The organism is Pseudomonas sp. TE3-3-F2023, assembly GCF_036784815.1.
Taxonomy (GTDB): Bacteria; Pseudomonadota; Gammaproteobacteria; order Pseudomonadales; family Pseudomonadaceae; genus Aquipseudomonas; species Aquipseudomonas pudica.
In genome coordinates this window covers 3373299-3397154 of record NZ_CP145113.1, presented here as the reverse complement: position 1 = coordinate 3397154, position 23856 = coordinate 3373299, and the positions used below count along the sequence as shown (strand labels likewise).

The 23856-nt window shown below is 63.2% G+C and carries 17 protein-coding genes; 11 read left to right on the top strand and 6 right to left on the bottom strand.

Annotated elements, in window-relative coordinates; translation table 11 throughout:
- The first annotated feature begins 16 nt into the window (after positions 1-16).
- Positions 17-1072, top strand: a complete 1056-nt coding sequence (locus V3314_RS15275; protein ID WP_046614313.1) for a tetratricopeptide repeat protein — start codon at positions 17-19, stop codon at positions 1070-1072.
- An 80-nt stretch (positions 1073-1152) separates the two neighbouring features.
- The gene (locus V3314_RS15270) at positions 1153-2769 is read left to right on the top strand and encodes a response regulator (RefSeq protein ID WP_338459215.1); all 1617 of its coding nucleotides are present in this window, start codon (positions 1153-1155) and stop codon (positions 2767-2769) included.
- A 6-nt stretch (positions 2770-2775) separates the two neighbouring features.
- Here V3314_RS15270 and V3314_RS15265 read toward each other — a convergent pair whose 3' ends face one another.
- Entirely contained in the window at positions 2776-4806 is a 2031-nt protein-coding gene (locus V3314_RS15265) for an ATP-binding protein (protein WP_338460318.1), read from the bottom strand.
- Between the two features lie 206 nt (positions 4807-5012).
- Between V3314_RS15265 and V3314_RS15260 the strand changes: the two genes are divergently transcribed.
- Entirely contained in the window at positions 5013-5699 is a 687-nt protein-coding gene (locus V3314_RS15260; protein ID WP_046614316.1) for a type 1 glutamine amidotransferase domain-containing protein, read from the top strand.
- 219 nt (positions 5700-5918) lie between these two features.
- The gene (locus V3314_RS15255) at positions 5919-6611 is read left to right on the top strand and encodes a CSS-motif domain-containing protein (RefSeq protein WP_338459214.1); all 693 of its coding nucleotides are present in this window, start codon (positions 5919-5921) and stop codon (positions 6609-6611) included.
- Between the two features lie 40 nt (positions 6612-6651).
- On the opposite strand, the gene hppD is transcribed toward V3314_RS15255, so the two are convergent.
- Complete coding sequence (gene hppD, locus V3314_RS15250; protein ID WP_025339331.1) at positions 6652-7728, bottom strand: 4-hydroxyphenylpyruvate dioxygenase; 1077 nt, start codon at positions 7726-7728, stop codon at positions 6652-6654.
- Positions 7729-8027: 299 nt separating this feature from the next.
- Between hppD and V3314_RS15245 the strand changes: the two genes are divergently transcribed.
- Positions 8028-9614 (top strand): cyclic diguanylate phosphodiesterase, encoded by a 1587-nt coding sequence (locus tag V3314_RS15245; RefSeq protein ID WP_046614318.1) that lies wholly within the window; start codon positions 8028-8030, stop codon positions 9612-9614.
- 32 nt (positions 9615-9646) lie between these two features.
- Positions 9647-10534, top strand: coding sequence for an EamA family transporter RarD (gene rarD, locus V3314_RS15240; RefSeq protein WP_046614319.1), 888 nt, complete (start codon positions 9647-9649; stop codon positions 10532-10534).
- Here rarD and V3314_RS15235 read toward each other — a convergent pair.
- Positions 10497-12068, bottom strand: a complete 1572-nt coding sequence (locus V3314_RS15235; RefSeq protein WP_046614320.1) for a TerC family protein — start codon at positions 12066-12068, stop codon at positions 10497-10499. The genes rarD and V3314_RS15235 overlap by 38 nt on opposite strands.
- 282 nt (positions 12069-12350) lie before the next feature.
- On the opposite strand from V3314_RS15235, the gene V3314_RS15230 reads away from it, so the two are divergent.
- On the top strand, positions 12351-12938 hold the full coding sequence (locus V3314_RS15230; protein ID WP_135002916.1) for a LysE family translocator: 588 nt from the start codon (positions 12351-12353) through the stop codon (positions 12936-12938).
- Between the two features lie 119 nt (positions 12939-13057).
- On the opposite strand, the gene V3314_RS15225 is transcribed toward V3314_RS15230, so the two are convergent.
- Complete coding sequence (locus V3314_RS15225; RefSeq protein WP_085600824.1) at positions 13058-13840, bottom strand: AraC family transcriptional regulator; 783 nt, start codon at positions 13838-13840, stop codon at positions 13058-13060.
- Between the two features lie 161 nt (positions 13841-14001).
- Here V3314_RS15225 and V3314_RS15220 point away from each other — a divergent pair, with 161 nt between their 5' ends.
- The 4 genes from V3314_RS15220 (at position 14002) to V3314_RS15205 (ending at position 21419) form a co-directional block, all read left to right on the top strand.
- Positions 14002-17829, top strand: coding sequence for a leucine-rich repeat domain-containing protein (locus tag V3314_RS15220; protein WP_338459212.1), 3828 nt, complete (start codon positions 14002-14004; stop codon positions 17827-17829).
- A 148-nt stretch (positions 17830-17977) separates the two neighbouring features.
- Positions 17978-19597: an NADP-dependent glyceraldehyde-3-phosphate dehydrogenase gene (locus V3314_RS15215; RefSeq protein WP_025339338.1), complete on the top strand. Its 1620-nt coding sequence runs from the start codon at positions 17978-17980 to the stop codon at positions 19595-19597.
- Positions 19598-19706: 109 nt separating this feature from the next.
- A complete protein-coding gene (locus V3314_RS15210; RefSeq protein ID WP_046614324.1) occupies positions 19707-20174 on the top strand; it encodes a VOC family protein in 468 nt (155 codons plus the stop codon).
- Between the two features lie 63 nt (positions 20175-20237).
- Complete coding sequence (locus V3314_RS15205; protein ID WP_046614325.1) at positions 20238-21419, top strand: hypothetical protein; 1182 nt, start codon at positions 20238-20240, stop codon at positions 21417-21419.
- A gap of 178 nt (positions 21420-21597) precedes the next feature.
- On the opposite strand, the gene ilvA is transcribed toward V3314_RS15205, so the two are convergent.
- Positions 21598-23157, bottom strand: coding sequence for a threonine ammonia-lyase, biosynthetic (gene ilvA / locus V3314_RS15200; RefSeq protein ID WP_080958436.1), 1560 nt, complete (start codon positions 23155-23157; stop codon positions 21598-21600).
- Between the two features lie 181 nt (positions 23158-23338).
- The gene (locus V3314_RS15195) at positions 23339-23770 is read right to left on the bottom strand and encodes a PACE efflux transporter (protein WP_003259966.1); all 432 of its coding nucleotides are present in this window, start codon (positions 23768-23770) and stop codon (positions 23339-23341) included.
- Between the last annotated feature and the right edge of the window lie 86 nt (positions 23771-23856).

Sequence of the window (23856 nt, the reverse complement as noted above, 5' to 3'; positions counted from 1 at the left end):
CGCCACGGATCGTCCGATGCCCAGACGCAACCGCTACCTGATCGCCCTGCTGCTGTTGATCCTGGTATCGGCCCTGTTCGGCTACCTGTGGCGCGACACTCCGCCAGCCCCGCCAACCCTGCCTGCGCACAGCTACGCCAAGGCCCTGCGCCAGGCGCATGACGGCCAACCCGGCGCCGCACGGGTGCTGTACCAACAATTGCAGCGCACCGACCTGCCACCCATCCGCCGGGCGGCCTTGTATGCCGAACTGCCCAACTACCCTTCGCCCCAGGCATTGAAACTCGCTCGCCAGGACCTGGAACATGCCGACCCGCTGGTGCGCCGTGCAGCCATTGCCGGCATCCGCCGCCTGCTGCCGGCGGCGCAGCGCAGCCTGGTACTCGGCCCGCTGCTGGATGACGACGAGCAAAGCGTGCGCTTTGCTGCGGTCGATGCCCTGCTCGGCCTTGCCCCGGATGACATCGGCCTGTATTTCGGCCCGCTGCAGGTCGCCCTGGAGCAATACCAGCAGGCCCTGGAGCAACAACCCGAAGACGCCGACGCCCAGGTCCACCTGGCACGCCTGTACCTGCACGAAAACGACTACACCCTGGCCGCCACCGCCCTGCAACGAGCCCTGACGGTAGCGCCAGGCAACCTCGACGCACTGGCCACCCAGGTACGCCTGCTGGAACGCCAGGGCCATCACGACGCCTCGCGCCAGGTACTGGGCAAAGCCCTGGCGCTGAGCCCCGACTCGGCCTTTCTGCAGTACGAGCTGGGGCTCTGGTTGAACCGCCACGAGCAGCGCGAATACGCCTTGCTGGCCTTGTCCCGCGCCGTCGAACTGGACCCGGACAACGCCGACTACCGCTATACACTGGCGGTCACCCTGCATGAGCTGGAACAACTCGACGCCGCGCAAAAGCAACTGGAAACCGTGCTCAGCCGCCAGCCTGCCAATCGCCGGGCACGGGTGTTGCTGATCCAGTACTGGAAGGAGTCCGGCCAGTTGCAGAATGTGCAAGTGCTGCTGGCCGAGCTGGAGCGGCAGAACCCGGACGACCCGGTGCTGCAACAGGGGCTGTAGGCAACGTCCGAAAATTTGTTGAACCCCTGGGGCTGTGCCTTGGTCCAGTGGATATCAGACCACCCTGCAGGAGAGTCGTTTTGGCCAGGTCGTTGGCGCTGGACGAACGTGCATTGATCCTGGCGCCCCCGCCAATAGCCGCAGATACTGCTCGCCTGCTCGCTTCAGCAGGCATCGACAGCCTCTGCGCGGTCGATCTGGCCAACCTGCGGAGCTGCCTGGCCCAAGGCGCGGGCCTGGCGATCATTGCCGAACAAGTGTTCAAGCACGGCCCAAGCGCGTTGCTGCAGGCATTCATCGACCAACAACCGTGCTGGTCGGACCTGCCCATCGTGCTGCTCGGTCAAGGGAGCCAAACGACCATGGGTTCGGCCAACTACCCGGTGGGCAACCTGATAATGCTGGCCGCACCGTTCGAAAACGCCCAGCTGCTGCAGACGACCCAATCCGCCCTGCGCAACCGGCGCCGCCAGTACCTGGCACGCAACCAGCTTCTGGACCTGCAGCAACGTCTTGACGCCCAGGCCGCAACTCCCGGCGAAGACCAGCAGCGCAGCGAGTTCGCACGCAACCAGACGCGCAAGATGGAGGCCATCGGCCAACTGGCCGGGGGCGTCGCCCATGACTTCAACAACCTGCTCACCAGCATCGGCGGCAGCTTTGAGCTGATCGACCGGCGCTTGCGCCAGGGCCGCAGCGATGGCCTGGACAACGTGCTGCGCATGGGCCGCGAGGCGGTGTCACGCGCCGCCCGCCTGACTCACCGCCTGCTGGCCTTCTCTTCCCGGCAATCGCTGCACAGCCAGCAGGTCGACCTGCACAACCTGCTTCAGGCAAAGCGCCTGAAGGCTTGCATGACCCCGGCCGTTACCCTGCACGTGCAAATCGCCAAGGGCCTGTGGTCGGTCGAAGCCGATGACCAGCAATTGCAGGAAGCCCTCGGCAACCTGCTGCTCAACGCCTGCGAAGCCATGCCCAATGGCGGCCAGCTGCGCATCGAGGCAAGTAACCAGCACATCGGCGCCGGGCAGTTCGCCGGCGGCGCCCTGTGCGCCGGCGACTATGTACGCCTGCGAATCGTCGATGACGGCCAGGGCATGGCGCAAAGCACGCTGGAGCATGCCTTCGAGCCGTTCTTCAGCACCAAGGCGATCGGCCAGGGCATCGGCCTGGGCCTTTCCATGGTGTACGGTTTCAGCAAGCAATCCCACGGCCATGTCACCCTGCACAGCCAGATTGGCCAAGGGACCCGGGTAGACCTGTACCTGCCACGCCATGTCGACCAGGGCCTGGCGCCGGACAAACCCGTGCAGCCCGTGCGAGGCTACCAGGGCCATCACGTGCTGGTGGTCGAGGACGACCCGCATGTGCGCCAATTGCTGTGCCAGGCGCTGCGCGAGGATGGCTTTGCCTGCCACAGTGCTGCCGACGCCAATGAGGGCCTGAAGGTACTGCGTTCGACACAGCCGGTGGACCTACTGGTCAGCGATGTCGGCTTGCCCGGCATGAATGGCCGCCAGCTTGCCGAGATTGCACGCAACCTGCGCCCACGTTTGCCAGTGCTGTTCATCACCGGCTACGCGGAAACGGCCATGGCCCGCGAGGGGTTCCTGGAGGCGGGAATGCACCTGATCTGCAAGCCCTTCGAGCTGAAGCAACTGCAGGTCCAGGTGACCCAGATACTGGGCAAGCCCTGAACCACATCACTCCTTGAGCATGCGTAGCGCCTCATCCACCAGGTCCGCCAGCGGGAACGGCTTGTTCATCAATGCGGTGCCCGGCTGCTCGAGCAACTGCGCTACGATCGGCTGACCGGCATAGCCGGTGATGAACAGGATTTTCTGCAACGGCAGCTGCATGCGCATGGCCTTGGCCACCTGACGGCCGCTGAAACCGCCTGGCAAGCCGATGTCGGTGATTACCAGGTCGAACGGACCGTCATGACGGAAGCGCTCCAGCGCACTATTGGCGTCGCCCACATCAATGACCTCGAAACCACGCTCGGTCAGGTACTCGCGCATCACCGCACGCAAACCGAGTTCGTCATCGACCAGCAACAGGCGCTGTCCCACGGCCATGCGCTGGGAGCGCGGTACCAGCGCGGGCGCCTCGGGTACCGGGTCATGACACCTTGGGAAAAGCATGCAGACCTTGGTGCCCTGGCTCGGCTCCGACTCGATCCAGGCGTAGCCCCCCGACTGGCCGACAAACCCATATACCATCGACAAGCCAAGCCCTGAGCCGCGCCCGACCGGCTTGGTTGTGAAGAACGGTTCAAAGGCCCTGGCAATGTCCACCGCCGCCATGCCGTGGCCATCATCCTCCACTTGCAAGGCCACGTAGTCGCCTGGCGGCAGGCCGCCCTCATCCGGGAAACATGTCGTCAGCCGCTGGTTGACGCTGCGCAGCGTGACATTGCCGCGATCAAGGCACGCTTCACGGGCGTTCGTGCAAAGATTGATCAAGGCATTTTCAAGCTGGGAAACATCAAGGTTCACCGCCCACGGCGTGACATCCAACTGCCAGTGCAACCGCATCTCCGAGCCCAGCGTGCTGCGCAGCAGTGGTTCGCTCAATCGCAGTTGCCGGTTGAAGTCCAACGGCCTGGGCGCCAAAGGTTGATGGCGGGAAAACGCCAGCAGGCGATGGGTCAGCTCCATGGCACGCTGCACCGAATCACGCGCCACCTCGACATAGGTCTCTACCCGCTCCAGCCGTCCTTCCTGCAGGCGCCGTTGCAGCAACTCCAGGCTGCCGCCGATGCCGGACAACAAGTTGTTCAGCTCGTGGCCCATGCCCCCGGCCAACTGGCCAACCACCTCCAAGCGTTCGTTGTTGCGCATCAGGGCTTCGGATTGACGCGCGGCCTCTTCACGTTCCTCGGTGATGTCGCGGCCAACGGCAGTCAGTTGGCTGCCATCGAACCGTGCGCTCCAGCGAAAACAGTGGTAATGGCCATCGCGGTGGCGCAGGCGCGTTTCTATCTGCTCGGCATTGTGGTATTGCAGGCACCCGGTAACGGCCACCTCAACCTCGGCACGATCCGCCGGATGCACCAGGTCCAGTACCGGAATATCCCGTACCTCCTCCTCGGCCCAGCCCAGAATGCGGTACCAGGCAGGGTTGGCGGCCTGCACCTTCAACTCGGGCGAAACCGTCATCATTGCATCACGCGACAATTGCCAGAACTGCTCGCGCTCTACCAGGTGTCGCTCGACCTGCCGCTCGAAGCCTTGCACCTGCTCGCGCCAATGGCGGTGCGCCTCGACGCTGGCCGTGGTCTCGATCACCGCGTGCAGAAACCCTGCCACGCTGCCCAGTTCGTCGCGCAACGGTGTGTAGCCGAACGCACACCGCAACGGCTCCCCGCCTTCGCCACAGGCAATACGCAGTGGTAGGTCCTCGACAAAGCTCGAGCGCCCTTCGAGCGCCTTGAACACGCAGGGCCCCATCGTCGGCCATACATCGCTCCACAGCACATCGAAGGCCATGCCCAATGCATCCGGGGCAACCGGCCGCAACGCCAGGTAGCCTTCATTGTGGACCACACTGAGGTCTGGCCCCCAGACCACGGCACACGGGAACGGTGACAGGTGCATCATGTCGACTGCAATGCGCAACGAGGCCGACCAGCGCGGCAGCGGCCCTAGCGATGTACACCCCCAGTCGAACCGTGCAATACGTTCGCCCATGGTGTCGACCGGTGCCAGCACGGGCGCCTGCAGGATGACCATCGACGCAGGCTCGCGCGGCGTACCATTTTCGACCACTATCGTGACTCCAGCATGGTTCAAGTACGGGGGCCCCCGTAGATGTGGTTCACGTTAGCACAACACACGCCACGCAATATGGCGTCCTGGCGTCTGAGAGCTATGCTCATTAGGTTTTCCCTCGGGCCAGGGAGCAACGGCCCATTCAGGTTGCCAACGGGAGCGTGGTCATGAGCAAGAAAATGCTGGTGGTGCTGACCAATACAGCCAAGTATCCGGCCCTCAAGCGGGCAACCGGGTTGTGGCTCGGGGAAGCGGTGCACTTTGTCGAAAAAGTCGAGAAAGCCGGCTATACGGTCGATTATGTCAGCCCGCTGGGCGGCTACGTACCCGTCGACCCGCATAGCCTGCAAATGGCCCCCGACCTGGACTGGCAGTGGTATGACGACAAGCGCTTCATGACCTGCCTGGGCAACACCTTGAGCCCTGGCCAGGTTAAGGTCGAAGAGTACCGCGTCATCTACTACACCGGCGGGCATGGAGTAATGTATGACTTCCCCGATAACCAGCCGCTGCAAGACCTGGCACGCCGGGTCTACGAGAACAACGGCATAATCGCAGCGGTCTGCCATGGCGTTGTCGGGCTGCTGAACATCAAGCTCAGCGACAACAGCCTGTTGCTCAAGGACCGTAAGGTGACCGGCTTCTCCAATACCGAGGAGAAGCTCGTCGAACTGGACAAGGTGGTCCCCTTCCTGACCGAAAACGAACTGGGCGCCCGCGGCGGTATCTACAGCAAGCATGATGACCCGTGGCAGCCGTTCGTGGTGGCCGATGATCGGCTGATCACCGGCCAGAACCCTGCCTCCACGGCCCTGCTGGCGGAAAAGGTGCTCGCCAGACTGAACGGAGGCTGACAGCGAGGTTCTGCTTTTCTGTAAAACCGCAACCCTTTTGGCCTACAGCCGGAGTGTCATCAAGCACATAGGATCAGCGCTGACCTGTTCAACCCGAACAGCAAGGTTCAACGGAGCGGCGGTCCTATGGCAGCAATACCAAGTCTCGGCATCAACTGGCGGAAACTACTGTTGATAGTGTCCATCGGCTCAATACCGGTCCTATCCGGGTTATTGATGATGGACTATCAACTTGAAAGAAAACTCGAGGAGAATGCCAAGGTCTCCGTTCAGGAAGCGGTTTTCAGCATCGACCAGGCACTGGGCCGCATGGAGGCCGATCTGGACATGATCCTGCCATTGGCAGGCAAGCCCTGTGACCAAGTGCTCGATACGCTGGAACAGAGAGTCGCCAACAGCCCGCATCTTCGCTCGTTGATACTCACCCGCGACCAACAGGCGTATTGCGCGACGGACATGGACCCTTTGCCATACATCTCGGCTTTTTCCCAGTCCGGACGGCAGACGGAGCTGGCGTTCGACGCGCCATCGTCGCCTAACGCGGCGATTATCAAGATCCAAAGGCCGCACAACGATCCCGGAGTAATCGCAACAGCGTACGGGCGGCAATTGCGTGACGAACTGCGTGCTTTCCAGGACGGCCTGACATTACTTCTTGAATTCAACGACCTGTATATCTGGAGCGAGGGGGACAGCCGCGACGCACAACGCCCGTCCCAGGTCGAGTTCACCGAGCAAACGATATCCCAGAAATATGGCTATGTGGTGATCGGCGGTTACCCCAAAGGGTACGCCGCCCAGGAGTTTCGCATATCCCTGCATCAGGTACTGCCATCGCTGGTACTGGTCGGAGTCGCCAGCATGTTCATCATGTACCTGGGCCTGACCATTTCGGGCAAGAAGAAGGGTTGATACCGCCGCCATCGAATCGTGACGGCGGTACTCTCGGGGATCAGTCGGTGCTCAGCACACCACGGCGTACCTGGTCGCGCTCGATCGACTCGAACAGGGCCTTGAAGTTGCCCTCGCCAAAGCCGTCGTCACCCTTGCGCTGGATGAACTCGAAGAACACCGGGCCGAGCAAGGTCTCGGAGAAGATCTGCAACAGCAGGCGCTTGTCGTCAGGCTGGGAGGCGCCATCGAGGAGGATGCCGCGTGCTTTCAACTGGTCTACCGGCTCGCCGTGACCTGGCAGGCGCTCTTCGAGCATCTCGTAGTAAGTTTGCGGCGGTGCGGTCATGAAGCGCATGCCGAAGCCCTTGAGTGCGTCCCAGGTCTTGAGCAGGTCATCGGTCAGGAACGCGACATGCTGGATGCCTTCGCCGTTGAACTGCATCAGGAACTCTTCGATCTGCCCGGAGCCCTTGGACGATTCTTCGTTCAAAGGAATACGGATCATGCCATCCGGTGCGGTCATGGCACGCGAAGTCAGGCCGGTGTACTCACCCTTGATGTCGAAGTAGCGGATTTCACGGAAGTTGAACAGCTTCTCGTAGAAGCCGGCCCAGTACGACATGCGCCCGCGATAAACGTTGTGGGTGAGGTGGTCGATGATCTTCAGGCCGGCACCGACCGGGTTGCGATCCACACCCTCGATGAACTTGAAGTCGATGTCGTAGATCGAGCTGCCTTCCTCGAAACGGTCGATCAGGTACAGCGGCGCACCGCCGATGCCCTTGATCGCTGGCAGGCGCAGCTCCATCGGGCCGGTTTCGATTTCCACCGGCTGGGCGCCCAGTTCCAGGGCGCGGGCATAGGCCTCGTGGGCGTTACGCACGCGGAACGCCATGCCGCATACCGACGGGCCGTGTTCGGCGGCGAAGTACGAGGCGATGCTCTTGGGTTCGTTGTTCAGGATCAGGTTGATGTCACCCTGGCGATACAGGTGCACATCCTTGGACCGGTGGGTAGCCACCTTGGTGAAGCCCAGCATCTGGAATACCGGTTCGAGTACGCCAGGGGTCGGCGAAGCCAGTTCGATGAATTCGAAGCCCATCAGGCCCATTGGATTGTCGAAGATATCAGCCATGTTCGTGTCCTCATCTGCAGCGAAAAATTATTGATTGCGTAGGATGTGGCACGGAAACGGCGGTGAGCACGGGATACCCCGCACGCTGCGGGCGAGGAAGTCCCCTATTATCAGCTTGAACCCATGGTATGTCATATGGACCCATTCTCGGCGGGCTTGATCCTTCGGTATCGAAGGACCTTATTGTTGTATTCGTAAATCGATTCTACATTGCGTAAAATGGTTTGTCGCGCTTTAGTTGCTCACGGGTTCCGACAAGCGGCTATCCTCTCGTAATCCTTTCTACAGATCAGGTCAGCATGCCCCTTACCGTCAAACGCCGCGCCGGCCTCGGCTGGCGCACCCTGTTGCCCTGGGTCGTCGGCGTGCTGCCGGTGGCGTGCGGCCTGCCCGTGATGAACTGGCAGATCGAGCGCGAAATGCAGGCCAGCAGCCAGGCCACCGCCCGCCAGGTGGTGGAGCACGTCGAGCGCATTCTCGACAACCTGTCCAGCGCTGCCAATGCCCTGCTGCCACTTGTCGACAGCCCGTGCGACGAGGCCCAGCTCATGCTGCGTGCCCAGGTCACGCGCAACGCCTTCGTACGCTCGACCAACCTGTTCCGGCACAACGCCCTTTATTGCACCTCGCTGTTTGGTGCATTCGAGGAGCCGGTCAACCCTGGCGACTACATCGACGGCAAGCTGTGGCTGATGGACGGCAACTCGGTCACCCCAGGCCACCCGCTGCTGGTGTATCGGGCCAGCGACGGCGACCGCGGCGCGATCAGTACGGTGGATGGCGAACACCTGCTGACCGCGCTGCGCCTGATCGGCCCCGATGAAGTCCTGCAGATCCGCGTGGGTGATGCCTGGATGGGCAAGGATGGCATCGTGCAAAAGGGCGTGCCACCTGCGGCGGCCAGCGCAAATGTACTGCTGGGCTCGACCCGCTACCCGTTCAGCGTGCAGGGCGGCTATGGCGCCGACCAGCAGGGGCTACTTTGGCGCAGCCATTACCCCGCCCTGTTTGGCTTGCTGCTGGTACTGGGCGTGGTGGCCGCCCTGGTGTGCCGCTGGCAGGTTCGTCGCGCCACCTCGCCGCGCGCCGAGCTGCAAAGGGCACTGGAAGCCGACGAGTTCCTGCCGTATTTCCAGCCGGTGGTGCGCAAGGGCGATTACCGCTGGGCCGGCGCCGAAGTGCTGATGCGCTGGAACCACCCGCGCGAAGGCCTGGTACGCCCTGACCTGTTCATCCCCTATGCCGAACACAGTGGGCAGATCGTCGCCATGACCCGTGCGCTGATGATGCACACCGCGCAGAACCTGGCACCCTATGCCGGGCTGCTGGAGGACGGTTTCCATATCGGCATCAATATCACTGCCGACCACTGCCGCGACTTCAGCCTGCTGGACGACTGCCGGACCTTCCTCCAGCACTTCCCGCCAGGCCGGGTGGTGCTCACCCTGGAGCTGACCGAGCGCAAGCTGATCGAGGCCACACCGGTAGCCCTGGAACTGTTCGAGAAGCTCAACGCCATGGGTGTGAAAATCGCCCTGGACGATTTCGGCACCGGTCAGTCAAGCCTCAACTACCTGCGCCAGTTCAAGGTCGACTACCTGAAGATCGACCAGAGCTTCGTTGCCATGATCGGTGCCGACGCGCTGTCGGTACACATCCTCGAGACCATCATAGAGCTGTCGGCCAAGCTGGGCCTTGGCATCGTTGCCGAAGGCGTGGAAACCGAAGCACAGCGCGATTACCTGGCCCGTCACGAGGTGGACTTCCAGCAGGGTTACCTGTTCGCCAGGCCGATGCCGGCTGCGCAGTTCCTCGAGGCACTGGCGGCACGCCCGGCTGCGTTGCGGTTGCCGCAAGCCTCGCCCCCTGAGATCATGCGCGGCTGATTCACCCGCTCAATTCCCTATCCGAGGCATTCGTGTCAAAAGGCATTCTTTCGTCGGTCATGGCGTCCTGTCTGTTCGCCGTGATGTACTTCTACACCTCTTTGCTCACGCCGCTCGATGGCGAAGAGATCTTTGGCTGGCGCACCCTGTTGACGCTGCCCTGCCTGACCCTGTTCATGCTTGTCTCGAAAGACTGGAAACGGGTGGGCGAACTGCTCGCCCGGGTAAAACGAACGCCGCTGCTGTTGCTGGGCATGGTCGGCACATCGTGGCTGATGGGCGTGCAGCTGTGGCTGTTCCTCTGGGCCCCCCTGCACGGGCGCAGCCTGGAAGTGTCGATGGGCTACTTCCTGTTGCCGCTGGCCATGGTCCTGACCGGGCGGCTGGTGTATGGCGAGCGCCTGTCACGCCTGCAGAAGGTGGCCGTGGCCTGCGCCGCGCTGGGTGTGGGGCACGAGCTGTACCAGCATGGCAGTTTCGCCTGGGAAACCCTGGTGGTGACGATCGGTTACCCGATCTACTTCGTGTTGCGCAAGCGCTGCCGCACCGACCATCTGGGTGGCCTGTGGTGCGACATGTGCCTGCTGTTGCCCTGGGCGTTGTACTTCGTGATCCAGGGCCCGCTTTCCCCTGCCGACCTGCAGGCACACCCCGGGCTGTATGCGTTGATCCCGATCCTCGGGGCGATCAGCGCCTCGGCCCTGATCGCCTACGTGCTGGCCAGCCGCCTGCTGCCGTTCAGCCTGTTCGGCCTGCTCAGCTACGTCGAACCGGTGCTGCTGGTGGGCGTGGCGCTGCTGCTGGGCGAAACCATCGGCCCGGATCAGTGGCTGACCTACCTGCCGATCTGGGCCGCGGTGCTGGTGCTGGTGATCGAGGGCTTCAAGCACCTGCTGCGTCAACGTCGCCGCTCGGTGTAAGCCGAACCTGGCGCACCCGCCGCTCCTCGACTGCCTCCACTGTCAGCGTCCAGCCATTCCAGGCCAGGCGGTCGCCAACCATCGGCAGGCGGTCGAGCAGGCTCATAACCAGGCCCGCGAGGGTCTGGTAGTCTTCGGTGGCGCGAGCGCTGAAGCCGGTACGCGCCTGCACCTGGCTCAGGTTCAACGCGCCACTGACCACAAAGCCTTCACCTTCCTGGACGATGCCCGGGCCGTCGACCTCGCTGGCATCGGGCAGCTCGCCGGCAATCGACTCGAGGATATCGGTCATGGTCAGCAGGCCGGTGAAATCACCGAACTCATTGACAACGAAGGCGATGTGCGTCGATTGGCCTCGCATCTGCTCCAGGGCGTTGAGGATGCTGAAACTTTCCAGCAGGTTCAGCGGTACCCGGGCCATGCCTTCCAGATCGGGCTGGTTACCCGACAGCAACTCCTTTAGCAGCTCCTTCTTGTGTACGAAGCCCAGCGGCTCGTCCACGCGGCCACCGCGAATCAGCGGCAGGCGCGAGTACGGCGAATTGGCCAGGGCCTGGCCAACGGCGTCGGCCGGTTGCGCCAGGTCGATTACATCGACCTCGGTGCGGGCGGTCATCACTGTGCGGATCGGCCGCTCGGCCAGGTTCAGCACGCCACTGATCATCACCCGTTCACGGCGGTCGAACAGCACCTGTTCCTCACCGCCTTCGACCAGGTCGGCGATTTCCTCACCCACCTCGTCAGCCTCGACCCGGCGACCACCCAGCAGGCGCAGCACGGCATGCGCGGTACGCTCACGCAGCGGCCGGTGCTGCTGCAGGCTGCGCTTGCGGCGGGCACGGGCCAACTGGTTGAACAGCTCGATCAGGATCGAGAAGCCGATGGCCGCATACAGGTAGCCTTTGGGGATATGGAAGCCCAGGCCTTCGGCGGTGAGGCTGAAGCCGATCATCATCAGGAAGCCCAGGCACAGCATGATCACCGTGGGGTGGGCGTTGACGAAGCGGGTCAGAGGCTTGCTGGCAACGATCATGATGCCGATCGAGAAGACCACCGCGATCATCATCACCGACAAATGCTCGACCATGCCCACCGCGGTAATTACCGCGTCCAGCGAGAACACCGCATCAAGCACCACGATCTGCGCGACGATCGGCCAGAAGGCAGCATGGCGCACCGCGCCGCTGGCCTGGGTCACGTGGCCTTCCAGGCGTTCGTGCAGTTCCATGGTGGCCTTGAACAGCAGGAACACGCCACCGAACAGCATGATCAGGTCGCGGCCCGAGAAGCTCTTGTCGAACACCTCGAACAGCGGCGCGGTCAGGGTGACCATCCACGAGATGCTGGCCAACAGGCCCAGACGCATGATCAAGGCCAGGCTCAGGCCAATGACCCGCGCGCGGTCGCGCTGATGCGGCGGCAGCTTGTCGGCGAGGATGGCGATGAACACCAGGTTGTCGATACCCAGCACCAGCTCGAGGACGATAAGCGTCAACAGGCCCAGCCAGGCCGTGGGGTCGGCTAGCCATTCCATTAGCGGGTACTCACGAGGGCAGCGTCACGAAGACGGAAGAAGGAAGGCCTTGAAGGCCGGGGACTGGGGGGCTCCGCGAAGGTGCTCATATAGACCTTGATAGCAAATTGGGAAAATGATCCTACAAGCACAGCAGCTTTCCGTAATAGTGCAAAACTATTACAAAACCTGTAACAACCCTGCACAAAAATACGCTGGCCGGGCATGAGGTACTTTTCTTCAATACCGCAGGCTGTCGATGCCAGAGCATGGGGGCCACCCTCAACCAAACGGATCACTTTCATGAGCCTGTCCCTGTCCATGGCCGCTTTCGCACTGGCGGCCTCGATCTCCCCCGGCCCGGTCAACATCGTCGCGCTGGGCAGCGGTGCCCGCCATGGCCTGCGTGCCAGCCTGGCGCATGTGGCTGGCGCCACGCTGGGCTTCTGCCTGCTGCTGGTGCTGGTCGGGCTGGGTCTGCATCAGTTGTTGCTGCGCTGGCCTTTGCTGGGCCTGCTGTTGCACTGGGGCGGCGTGGCGTTCCTGCTGTACATGGCATGGAAGCTGGCCAGCGACGATGGGCAGCTGGGTAGTGCCCATCCAGCCCAGGCCCCCTCGGCCTGGCACGGCGCGGCGATGCAATGGCTCAACCCCAAGGCATGGCTGGCAGCGGTGGCCGGGGTTGGTGCCTACACCGGCGGCGAGCAGCAGTTGCTGTGGCTGTTTGCCTGGATATACGGGCCGATCTGTTTCATTTCGGTGGCCAGCTGGGCGTGGGCCGGAAGCGTGATTCGCCAGTACCTGGGCAACCCACGGCACATGCGTCTGCTGAATCGGAGCCTGGCGTTGCTGCTCGTGGGCAGTGCGGTTTATCTGGTCATTACAGGCTAGCTGCACCGGCCCTTTCGCGACACAAAGCAGTTCCCACAGGTACAGCGACAATCTCGAGAGCAACGCTGTACCTGTGAAAGCTGGCTTGCCGGTGACAGGGCCACAGCCAACATGGCAATTCAGCCGAATGCATTTCGGTAGTGCCCCGGTGTCGTCGCCAGGTGCCGCTTGAAGGCACGCTGCAGGTGCGCCTGGTCGGCAAACCCGGCCTCCTGCGCAACTTCGGCAATTGCCCGCCCCTGTCGCAGTTGCGCCCGGGCCAGTTGCACGCGCTGGTCGAGCAGGTAGCCATGCGGCGTCAGGCCGAAGCGTTGGCGGAACGCGCGAATCAGGTAGGAACGCGACAGCCCACAGGCCGCGCAGATGTCGTCCAGGCGCAGCGGGTCGCCACGATGGGCGCGTATGAACGCTGCTGCCATGTCCAACCGCGGGTTGCCCTCTTCATTCTTGCTGGCATTACCACCAAGCAAGCCCGGCAGTGCACCGAACAGCGCCGCCAGGCGGCCTTCCCGGTCTGGCACCCTGGCGTCGAACAGGTCGGCAAAGGCCTGCAACAGGCGCTGGTACAACGCCGGCGAGCCACTCCAGGCCTGGGCCGGCAAGGCGAACCCCTGCGCCTGCAACCAGGGTATATCGACGAACAACATCAGGTAGGACCAGGGTTCATCGTCGATGGGGTTGCAGGCATGCACCACACCTGGGTTCATCAGCACAGTGGTACCCGCCGCCACCTCGATACACCGGTCACCGTACAGGTAGGAACTGCGCCCACCCGTTATCACCCCGATGGAAAAGCTTTCGTGAGAATGCGCGGCGTAGCACACCTGGCGCCCATCCCCTACCCGCCGGGCTTCGACGAAGGGCAACGCCGGGTCGCGCCAGAACCGTGATACTTCGATCATCCCTCACCCCGCTCGCCGTTGCCATGCGCCTGGATACTACACATTTATCACGGTGTCAGCAGGCAACCCCAGGTCATCTATCCAACCCGCGTTATCCCATTACCACTTGGCCTTCGAGAAATAACGTTTGATGCCCCTCTTTGCATGAAAGGAGCATCGACATGCCAGCCATCAACCCTCATCAAGCCTTGCTCGAGGCGCAGCTGCCGCACTGGGCAGGCCAGGTAACGCCCAATCAATGGGCCGCGTTGAAGCGAACCCAGACCGCCCCATGGCAGGCACAGGCCTGGTTCGCCAATGCCGCCCCCGACCTGCGTGAAACAGTGCATGCCAGCCAGGCGCGCCTGACGCAGGCGCAAGCGGCATTGGCCGGCTCGCTCAAAGGCCTGAAACAGATCACTGAATTCGCCGAGCCATTGCTGCAACGGCGTCTTGCCGAACACGGCTTTCACGCGCCGCTGCGCAATAGCCAACTGCTGCGGGTCGAGCGCAGCTGGCAATGGGCCGCCCTGCGCTATCTTTACCGCCATCGTCGCGACAACCTGCTACAGGCCGCCCTGCAAAACTTCGCCAGCGACGAGGTGTTCACTGCTGAAAGCGCCATTGCCCTGAACGAAGACATTCAGGTGACACCGATCCTGGTACAAGGCTCCACTCCCTTGGGCATGCAAGCCCCCCTGGCGCACTTTCCATTGAAGTCGGAACACTACCAGGTAGAGCGGCTGCCACTCGAGCCGGCCGCTTTCGCCATACTGTGCCGTGACCTGGACCTGGGTAAGGCTTACCAGGCACACCTGGAACAACACCTTGCCCAGCCCGCCACTCGAGCCTTGGCCATCAGGGTACAGAAAGGCCGCCTGCGCCTGGCAGCCGACCTTGCCTATCTGCGCCACCTGCTCGACGGCAGCACGCGCGATCAGATCGAACAGCTGTTGCAGGGTGGCGCCGTCAGGTGCTGGCAACTGTCGCTGTTCGGCACGCCTCTGCACGAGGTCATGCTGATCGATGCCGGCAGCGCGGGGCTGGCGCTTTACCTGCCCGGCCATGACCCGGCCCTGCGTCAATGCAGCAACCTGAACGCGGTACACGACACGCTGGCGACCTTGCTGCTGGAGCCCGATGCCCGCCAGGCTTTCACGGCCTACATCAGGCAGGACCAACGCACGCACTTTTTCGACCTGTTGCAGCAGAACCTCGACGCTGCGGGCAACACGGCCTTTGACCGCCCTTGGCAGCGCGCTGGGCAAGCGGACCTGCGCCCCACACGCATGGCCATCACAGCCGAGCCTTTCGGCCACTACCAGGACCTGCACCTGGCCCGCCTCAAGCACGAAGCCAGCCTGCTGGCGGTTCCGACAGCCATGGCCGATGCCAACGCGCGAACCAGGCGCCTGGAGGAATGGGAAAGCCTTGGCCTGGATGCACTCGGTATTGCCGCGTTCTTCGTTCCGGGTGCAGGCACCCTGATGCTGGCCGTCACTGCCTGCCAACTGCTCGGCGAGGCCTTCGAGGGCTACCAGGCCTGGCATGAAGGCGACCGCCACCTGGCGCTGCGCCACCTGGAGGCGGTCGGCCTGAACCTGGCCCTGATCGGAGGGTTTGTGGCAGCGGGCAAGGTCGTGCCCAAGCTGTTCAACAGCCCGTTGATGGAAAGCCTGCAACAAGTACGTGGCAATGACGGGCGCTACCGGCTCTGGAATGAAGACCTCACCCCCTACCGCAGTGCCGTGACACTACCCGAAACCCTGCAACCCAATGCGCTTGGCCAGTACTTGTACGAGGGCCGGCATTTCATCCGCATGGATGGTCAACTCTTCGAACAACGCTTCGATCACGACCTGCAGCAATGGCGGGTCATTCACCCCAACACGCCCGATGCCTGGCAGCCCCCGCTGACGCACAATGCCCAAGGTGCCTGGCGCGGCCAGCATGAACAGCCCGGCCAGTGGCCATTCGCGCAGCTGGCACGCCGTCTTGGCCAGGCATATACCGCGTTCACGCCAGAACAGCTTACGCAGGCCGGCCGCCTCTGCGGCATCGACGCCGACTACTTGCGCCGGGTGCACCTGGAAGGCCGAGCAACGCCCCCACTGTTGCTCGATGCCCTGCAACGCATTGCGGCACAAGCCGAGGTCGAGGCGTTGGCTGACAGGGCCCCGCCGGGCCTGTTCGAGCACCTCTATAACGGCAGCGTGCCCACTACCCCTTCAACGCAGAAACTGCTCGCTGCCTATCCGCGGCTTTCACCTGCCCTGGCCACGCGTTTGCTGGCGCCGCTTGGCGAGGCTGAATCGCTCGCCTGGGAACAGCAGGGCCTGCTACCCATTCAGCTTCGCCAGGCACTGGAACAGGTGCACAGCGAGCTGCCCCTGGTACGCGCCCTGGAGGGTGTGCTTCAGCCTGCCCGGGCCAGCAGCGACAGCGAACGCCTGCTGTTCAGCGCCCTGGATGCCATGCCCGACTGGCCTGCGGACCTGCGCCTGGAGCTGCGCGGCGCAAGCCCTGAAGGCCCCTTGCTGGAGCAGGTCGGCAGCGGGCAGGCCAGCACCCTGCGCCGCGTGATCAAATTGGCCGAAGGCTATGAAGTCGACCGGGGCGAGCGCCCTGCGCCTGGGCTGCGTGATCCGGACCTCTGCCGTGCCATCGAGCAGGCACTGCCAGGCTCGCATCGCGATACGCTGGGTATCCCGACGGCCGATGGCAGCTCGCTACGCCAGCGCGTATTGGGTTGGGTCGAAATGCACAGACAGACACTGGCCCAACGCCTCTGGGGGCATCGCGCGTTGCTGCGCAAGCCCATGGTCAGCTTGCGCGGCGGTCGCCCGCTTGACCCCGAACCGCCTCAGCCACGCCTGGCAGGCTCGCTGGCCGGGGCCTATCGGCGCTTGTTCCCCAACGCCACCGACTGGGAGTTCGAAAACTGGCTCGGCAATGACGAGGACAGCCCGTACATCGATGACATTCGCTCGCCCACACAACGGCTGCACGACCTGCAACAGCGTCTGGATACTTTGCGCCACGACCTGCATGAATGGGCTCGGCCCGATCCGCAACGCCCTCACCAGCGGCACCTGGCCATCCGCCCCATCATCAACGCCTGGCGGCGGCTGTCGACCGTAGCGCTTGAAGGGGGTGGCCGCCTGCACAGCCTGGACCTGTCCGGCCTGGAGCTGGACAACCAGGACCTGGCCAGCCTGGCCTTGCCCGACGACTTCACCCATGTGCAGCACCTGTCACTCAGCTACAACCGTTCGCTCAGCCAGTTGCCAGCCGGGTTCCAAGAGCGCTTTCCCAATCTCAACCGCCTGCTGCTGACCGACTGCCGGTTCGATACCGTACCCCGTCTGGGTAGCCCTGAGCACCTCGCCTGGCTGGATCTGGAAGGCAACCGCATTACCTGGAGTACTCAGGCCCAACAGGCACTGAACCGCTGCGCCGGACTTGTAGTGCTGGACCTTTCGGGCAACCCGCTGCTGCAGGCCCCAGATCTGCGTGGGCTGGCCAACCTGAGGACGTTGTTCCTGAACGACTGTGCGCTCAGCGAATTGCCGCAAGGCCTGGACCAGATGGTCGAGCCCATCATCGTGGATGTTGCCTACAACCAGCTGCTGCGGCTACCAGACGGTTTCAACTTGCCAAGGCCAGTCGCAGAGGCACTGCGCCTGGAAAGCGAATGGCTGGGCGCCCCCGTGGTTGCACAGATCGAAGCTTACAACGCTGCGCATCAGGTGGACCTGATGGTATGCGCAAGTGACTATCAGGAATTTTTCGAGCAGGCCGGCCCGGCCGAAATGGCCCTGTGGCAGCGTTTACCGCTGCAGTATCGGCGCGACCTCAGGGCTTTGCTGGACCTGGAACCGTTCCTGTCCCGCCCTCGATATGCCCGTACAGAATTCTGGCGGCGCCTGGCGCTGATCGATGCAGACCCCGTCCTGCGTCAGCAATGGTTGACGCACCCACCGTATGACCTGTTCAACCTTCCGCTTTGACAGCCCCTGGGAGCCTGCCTGCACAACAGGCAGGCATTCGTGGCCATGTTAAGCCAGACTGGTGTTTTTCCGGCGGCCGGTGCATGCTCCTGGCTGAAGCGTTTCACCCCGGCTCGAAACCCGCCCAGCAATGTGAGGTGCAGTACCCATGGACCGTCTGCTCGATTCACTCTTCCCCAGCGCCGAGAACATCCCGGAAACCTGGCGCCTGGAAGCTCCCCTGGAACAACGCGACTACCTGGTGAACGGCGAGCTCAGGCGTTGGGACGGCCCCCTTGCCACGGTGCGCAGCCCGGTCTGGCTCAAGGAAGGCAACGATGAGCATCAGGTGGTGCTGGGCAGCGCTCCGCTGCTCGATGCCGACACCGCACTCACCGCCCTGGATGCCGCCGTACAGGCCTATGACAAAGGCCGTGGCGCCTGGCCGAACATGCGCGTGGCCGAGCGCATCCAGCACGTCGAGACCTTCCTGGCGCGCATGCGTGAACAGCGCCAGGCCGTGGTCAAGCTGCTGATGTGGGAGATCGGCAAGAACCTCAAGGATTCGGAAAAGGAATTCGACCGCACCTGCGACTACATCGTCGACACCATCAACGCCCTCAAGGACCTCGACCGTCGTTCCAGCCGCTTCGAACTGGAACAGGGCACGCTGGGGCAGATCCGCCGTGCACCACTTGGCGTAGCCCTGTGCATGGGGCCATACAACTACCCGTTGAACGAAACCTTCACCACCTTGATCCCGGCGCTGATCATGGGCAACACCGTGGTGTTCAAACCGGCCAAATTCGGCGTGCTGCTGATCAGGCCATTGCTCGAAGCCTTCCGTGACAGCTTCCCGCCGGGGGTGATCAACGTCATCTACGGCCGTGGCCGGGAAACGGTGAGCGCGCTGATGGCCAGCGGCAAGGTCGATGTATTCGCCTTCATCGGCACGCACAAGGCCGCCAGCGACCTGAAGAAACTGCACCCGCGCCCGCACCGGCTGCGCGCCGCGCTGGGGCTGGATGCCAAGAACCCGGGCATCGTGCTGCCCCAGGTGGACCTCGACAACGCCGTCGAAGAAGCAGTCACCGGTGCGCTGTCGTTCAATGGCCAACGGTGCACGGCACTGAAGATCCTGTTCGTCCATGAGGACGTGGTCGACGCCTTCCTCGACAAGTTCCAGCGCAAGTTGGCCGCGCTCAAGCCCGGCATGCCTTGGGAGCCTGGCGTGGCGCTGACACCGCTGCCCGAGCCCGGCAAGGTCGATTACCTTGACGGCCTGGTCGCCGATGCCACCGCCAAGGGCGCACGCGTGCTCAACGAAGGCGGCGGGCACAGCCGTGGCTCGTTCTTCTACCCTGCCGTGCTGTACCCGGTGAAGAGCGACATGCGCGTGTACCACGAGGAGCAGTTCGGCCCGCTGGTGCCGGTGGTGCCCTATCGCGACCTGCAGACGGTGATCGACTATGTGCTGGACTCCGACTACGGCCAGCAACTGAGCCTGTTCGGCAATGACCCGGCGACCATCGGCAGCCTGGTCGACATCTTCGCCAACCAGGTCGGGCGCATCAACATCAACGCGCAATGCCAGCGCGGCCCTGACACCTACCCGTTCAATGGCCGCAAGAACAGCGCCGAAGGCACCCTGTCGGTACACGACGCCCTGCGAGTGTTCTCGATCCGCACGCTGGTCGCAACGCGCTTCCAGGAGGCTAACAAGGAACTGATCAGCGAGATCATTCGCAACCGGCAGTCGAGCTTCCTGACCACCGACTACATCTTCTGATCGGCGCGCTTATAGAGAATCGTTCTATCACACCTGTCGATTTTCCATCCGCGCAAACGACTCTAAGCAACAGGGCGCCACCGGCGCCCACTTTCAAGGAGAGTCGAACATGGCAGCCAAACCCATTCCTGAAGGCCAGCACAGCATCACGCCCTACCTGGCCATCAATGACGCCGCCACGGCCATCGAGTTCTACAAGAAGGCCTTTGGCGCGGTGGAAATGTTCCGCCTCGATGCCCCTGGCGGCCGCGTTGGCCATGCCGAACTGAAAATCGGCGATTCGTCGCTAATGCTGGGCGACCCGTGCGACATGGAAGGCGGCCTCACAGCCAGCCAGAAACTCAGCGGCGCAGGCGTGGGCCTGCACCTGTATGTCGAAGACTGCGACAAGGTCTACGCCCAGGCCCTTGCGGCCGGCGCTACCCAGTTGCATGCGGTGACGGACCAATTCTATGGCGACCGCAGCGGCTCCCTGAAAGACCCATTCGGCAACATCTGGTTCGTTTCGACCCACAAGGAGGACCTGACCCCCGACGAAATTCGCGCCCGCGCGGCGAAGATGTTCGGTGGCAACTGAGCGGCAAGTTGAAAGCGGCGCGACTTTGCTTGAAGCTTGGAGCTCGTAGCTGGGAGCTGCTTCATGCGAATCATCGACAAAACCGCCGCACAGGTCCGTAGCCTGACCCCCGCAGAAGAGGAACTGCTGGTCGGCTTTGCCACCGGCAGCCTCACCGGCCCGCGCCTGCTGCAGGCCAACCAGTTGCTGATGAAAGTGCGCAACGCCAACCAGTGGCTGGCCTGCGACTGCCGCAACGATGCCCTGCCGGTACTCAACGTCACCCTCAACGGCAGCACCGGTACGCTGTTTCTCAAGAACAACCCGGGTACCGCCGAACACGCGCCCGGCTGCCCGTTCACCAAGGACGAGCGAGAGGCGGCCGAGCGCGAAAACGACCCCGCGCCACCCGCTGCCTGGCTGCCGCCCGACACACCGTTGCGCCTGATCGGCGACTTCCGCAGCGGCACCACCAGTGGCGGCAGCGATGGCAGCGAACGGCGCGAACAACAGCGCCTGCTGTCGCTGCTGCTGACCTGGATCGAGACCAGCGGCCTGAACCTGTATGCCACGCACCTGAAAAAGGACCTGACCGGGCAGTTTGCCGAATTGCGCAGCGTTGCCAGCCGCTACCCGCTGCTGGAACGGGTGCCCGCCAGCAACTACCTGGAAACCCGCCTGGACATGAAGCACATGATGATGCTCAAGTCCCGTCTGCGCGAAGCCACGGTGTTCGGAAATCACCGCCGGCACGGCCTGCTGCTGGACACCGTGGACCAGATCAAAGGCCGCAAGCTGTTCAACAACCGCAGTGAAGACGGCTTCGACTTCCAGGGCCACCACCTGTACTGGGGCGGCAACCGCACCGCCGGGCCGTTGCTGGCCTTGGCGCTGTACTCGCCGACCAGTGCCGGCAGCCATTTCTACGAGCTGATCCATGTGGCCAGCGTACCGGTGCTGTCCCGCGCCCACCTGTTCCCGGTGTATCGCGACGAAGAACGCGAGCCGCTCAAGGCCCTGGTATCGCTGGTCGACTGGATGGCTGGCAAGGGTGTGAAAGTACAGATGCGCCGCCCGGTGATCGGCGGCCAGGTGATGGATGAACTGGTAATGACCTCGGACCAGGACCGAGTATTGTCGGTATCGTTGCTGGAACAGCCCATCGGGCCCGAGCCAGATACCGAGAACTTCAAGCGCTACGCCGACTTCAAGAGCCTGGAAACCTTCCGCAAGTTCGTAGCGGGCTTCTTCATGCGCGAGCGCTGAGCACTCTTTGCCGGCACACACAAAACCTTGTGGGAGCGGCTTTAGCCGCGAAGAAGCCAACGCTGTGATGGCACCGGCTGCGCCGGTGTTCGCGGCTAAAGCCGCTCCCACAGGGTCCCTGCCAATTCAATGAGTTTGTGCAGTTCTACGAGAGCGGCCTAATCATGAAGTTTGCGTATCAGCCCAGGAACAGCTTGTACGCCGGGTTGTCGGTCTCATCCCAGTACCGGTACCCCATCTCATCCAGCGCCAACGGCAACCCCGCCAACTCATCCCCCGGTACTTCCAGCGCCGCAAATACCCGGGCCTCTGCCGCACCATGGTTGCGGTAATGGAACAGGCTGATGTTCCAACGCTTGCCAAGCCGCTCCAGAAAGCCCAGCAAGGCCCCTGGGCGCTCGGGGAATTCGAAGCGCAGCACCCGCTCGTCAGCCCCGGGCGCGGCATGGCCGCCAACGGTATGGCGCACATGCAGCTTGGCCAGTTCGTTGTCGGTCAGGTCCAGTACGCTGTAGCCCTGCTCGCGCAGGCTGGCCAGCAACTGGTCGCGCGGGTCGTGCAGCGGGTGTGTCTGCACACCCACGAACAGCCGCGCCTCCTTGCCGGGGTAGTAGCGGTAGTTGAACTCGGTGATCTGCCGCTTGCCCAGGGCCTGGCAGAAGGCGCGGAAGCTGCCCGGTTGTTCCGGGATGGTGACAGCGATGATCGCCTCGCGCTGCTCGCCCAGTTCGGCACGCTCGGCCACATGGCGCAGGCGGTCGAAATTGACGTTGGCACCGGAGTCGATCGCCACCAGGGTCTGCCCCTGTACGCCATCGCGCGCCACGTACTTCTTGATCCCGGCCACGGCCAGCGCGCCAGACGGCTCGGTGATCGAGCGGGTATCGTCATAGATGTCCTTGATCGCCGCGCAGAGCTCGTCACTGCTCACGGTCACCACTTCGTCAACGAAGTGCCGGCACAGCTCGAAGCAATGGGCACCGATCTGCGCCACTGCCACACCATCGGCGAAGGTGCCGACCTGCGGCAGGATCACCCGCTCACCGGCCGCCATGGCAGCCTGCAGACAGTTGGAATCCTCCGGCTCGACGCCGATTACCTTCACCTCGGGGCGCAGGTACTTCACATAGGCGGCAATGCCTGCGATCAGCCCACCTCCACCCACCGGCACGAAGATGGCGTCCAGCGCACCCGGGCGCTGGCGCAGGATCTCCATGGCCACGGTACCCTGCCCGGCGATCACATCCGGGTCGTCGAACGGTGGCACGAAGGTGGCACCCTCGCTGTCGGCCAGTTTCAGAGCGTGGGCCAAGGCATGGGGGAAGCTCTCGCCTTGCAGCACTACATGGCCACCGCGCGAACGCACCCCTTCCACCTTCAGCGACGGCGTGGTGGTAGGCATGACGATGGTGGCCTTCATGCCCAGGTGGGATGCCGCCAGGGCCACACCCTGGGCATGGTTGCCCGCGGAGGCGGTGATCACGCCGCGCTCGCGCTGCACCGTACTCAGCCGTGACAGGCGGGTGTACGCACCGCGGATCTTGAACGAGAAAGTAGGCTGCAGGTCTTCCCGCTTGAGCAACACCTGGTTGCCCAGGCTGGCAGACAACGCAGGCGCAGCTTGCAAGGGTGTTTCAATGGCCAGGTCGTACACCGGGGCGGCAAGAATGCGTCGCACCTGCTCCGACAGCAGTTGCTGGGGGGTGACGGTAGAACGAGGGCTGACGAAGCTGGTCATCGGTGACTCCTTGGCTGTGTTCACGTTGCCCAGGAGTCAGAGAGAAGAAACCCGCCTCCAGGGCGGGTTCGGTGCACGTACGCGCTAGCCCGCCAAGCTGATAATGGCGGCAATAATAATGGCGTTGATGTGCAGGAAAGTATTCATGGGGTAGGAACTTAGCCGGTAGTGCGGCACAAAGTCAACACTTCGCCTGCTGCGCCGAAAGCGGCACATCGAACACCTTGTCGAAGCCCCACTGGAAGACAAACGCGTAGACGAAGAAGAACACGAACAACGCAAGGTTGGTCAGCAACGCCGCCCACAGGCTGACATCCAGCCAGTACGCCACCAGCGGCAGCAGGATCAGCACCAGCCCGCCCTCGAAGCCCAGCGCATGCAGCAGGCGCCGCAGGAAAGTGCGCTCCCGGCGGTGCTGGCGCGCCTCCCAGCGCTCGAACACCCAGTTGTAGGCCATGTTCCAGCTCATCGCGATACCCGACATCAGCACCGACAGCACGGTCGACTGCGCCATGCCGGCACCGAACGCCAGTTCCAGCGCGGGCGCCACACAGGCGACGGCGATGGCTTCGTAAAGTATGGCCTGGACGATCTTGCGTGCCTTGCCTTGCATGTTCAGCTCCCTGGGTAAACGACCTGCAAAGCTACAAGAAGTGGCCCACAAGAAAAAGCCTGAAATTTGGACAACCCCGCGTTCGG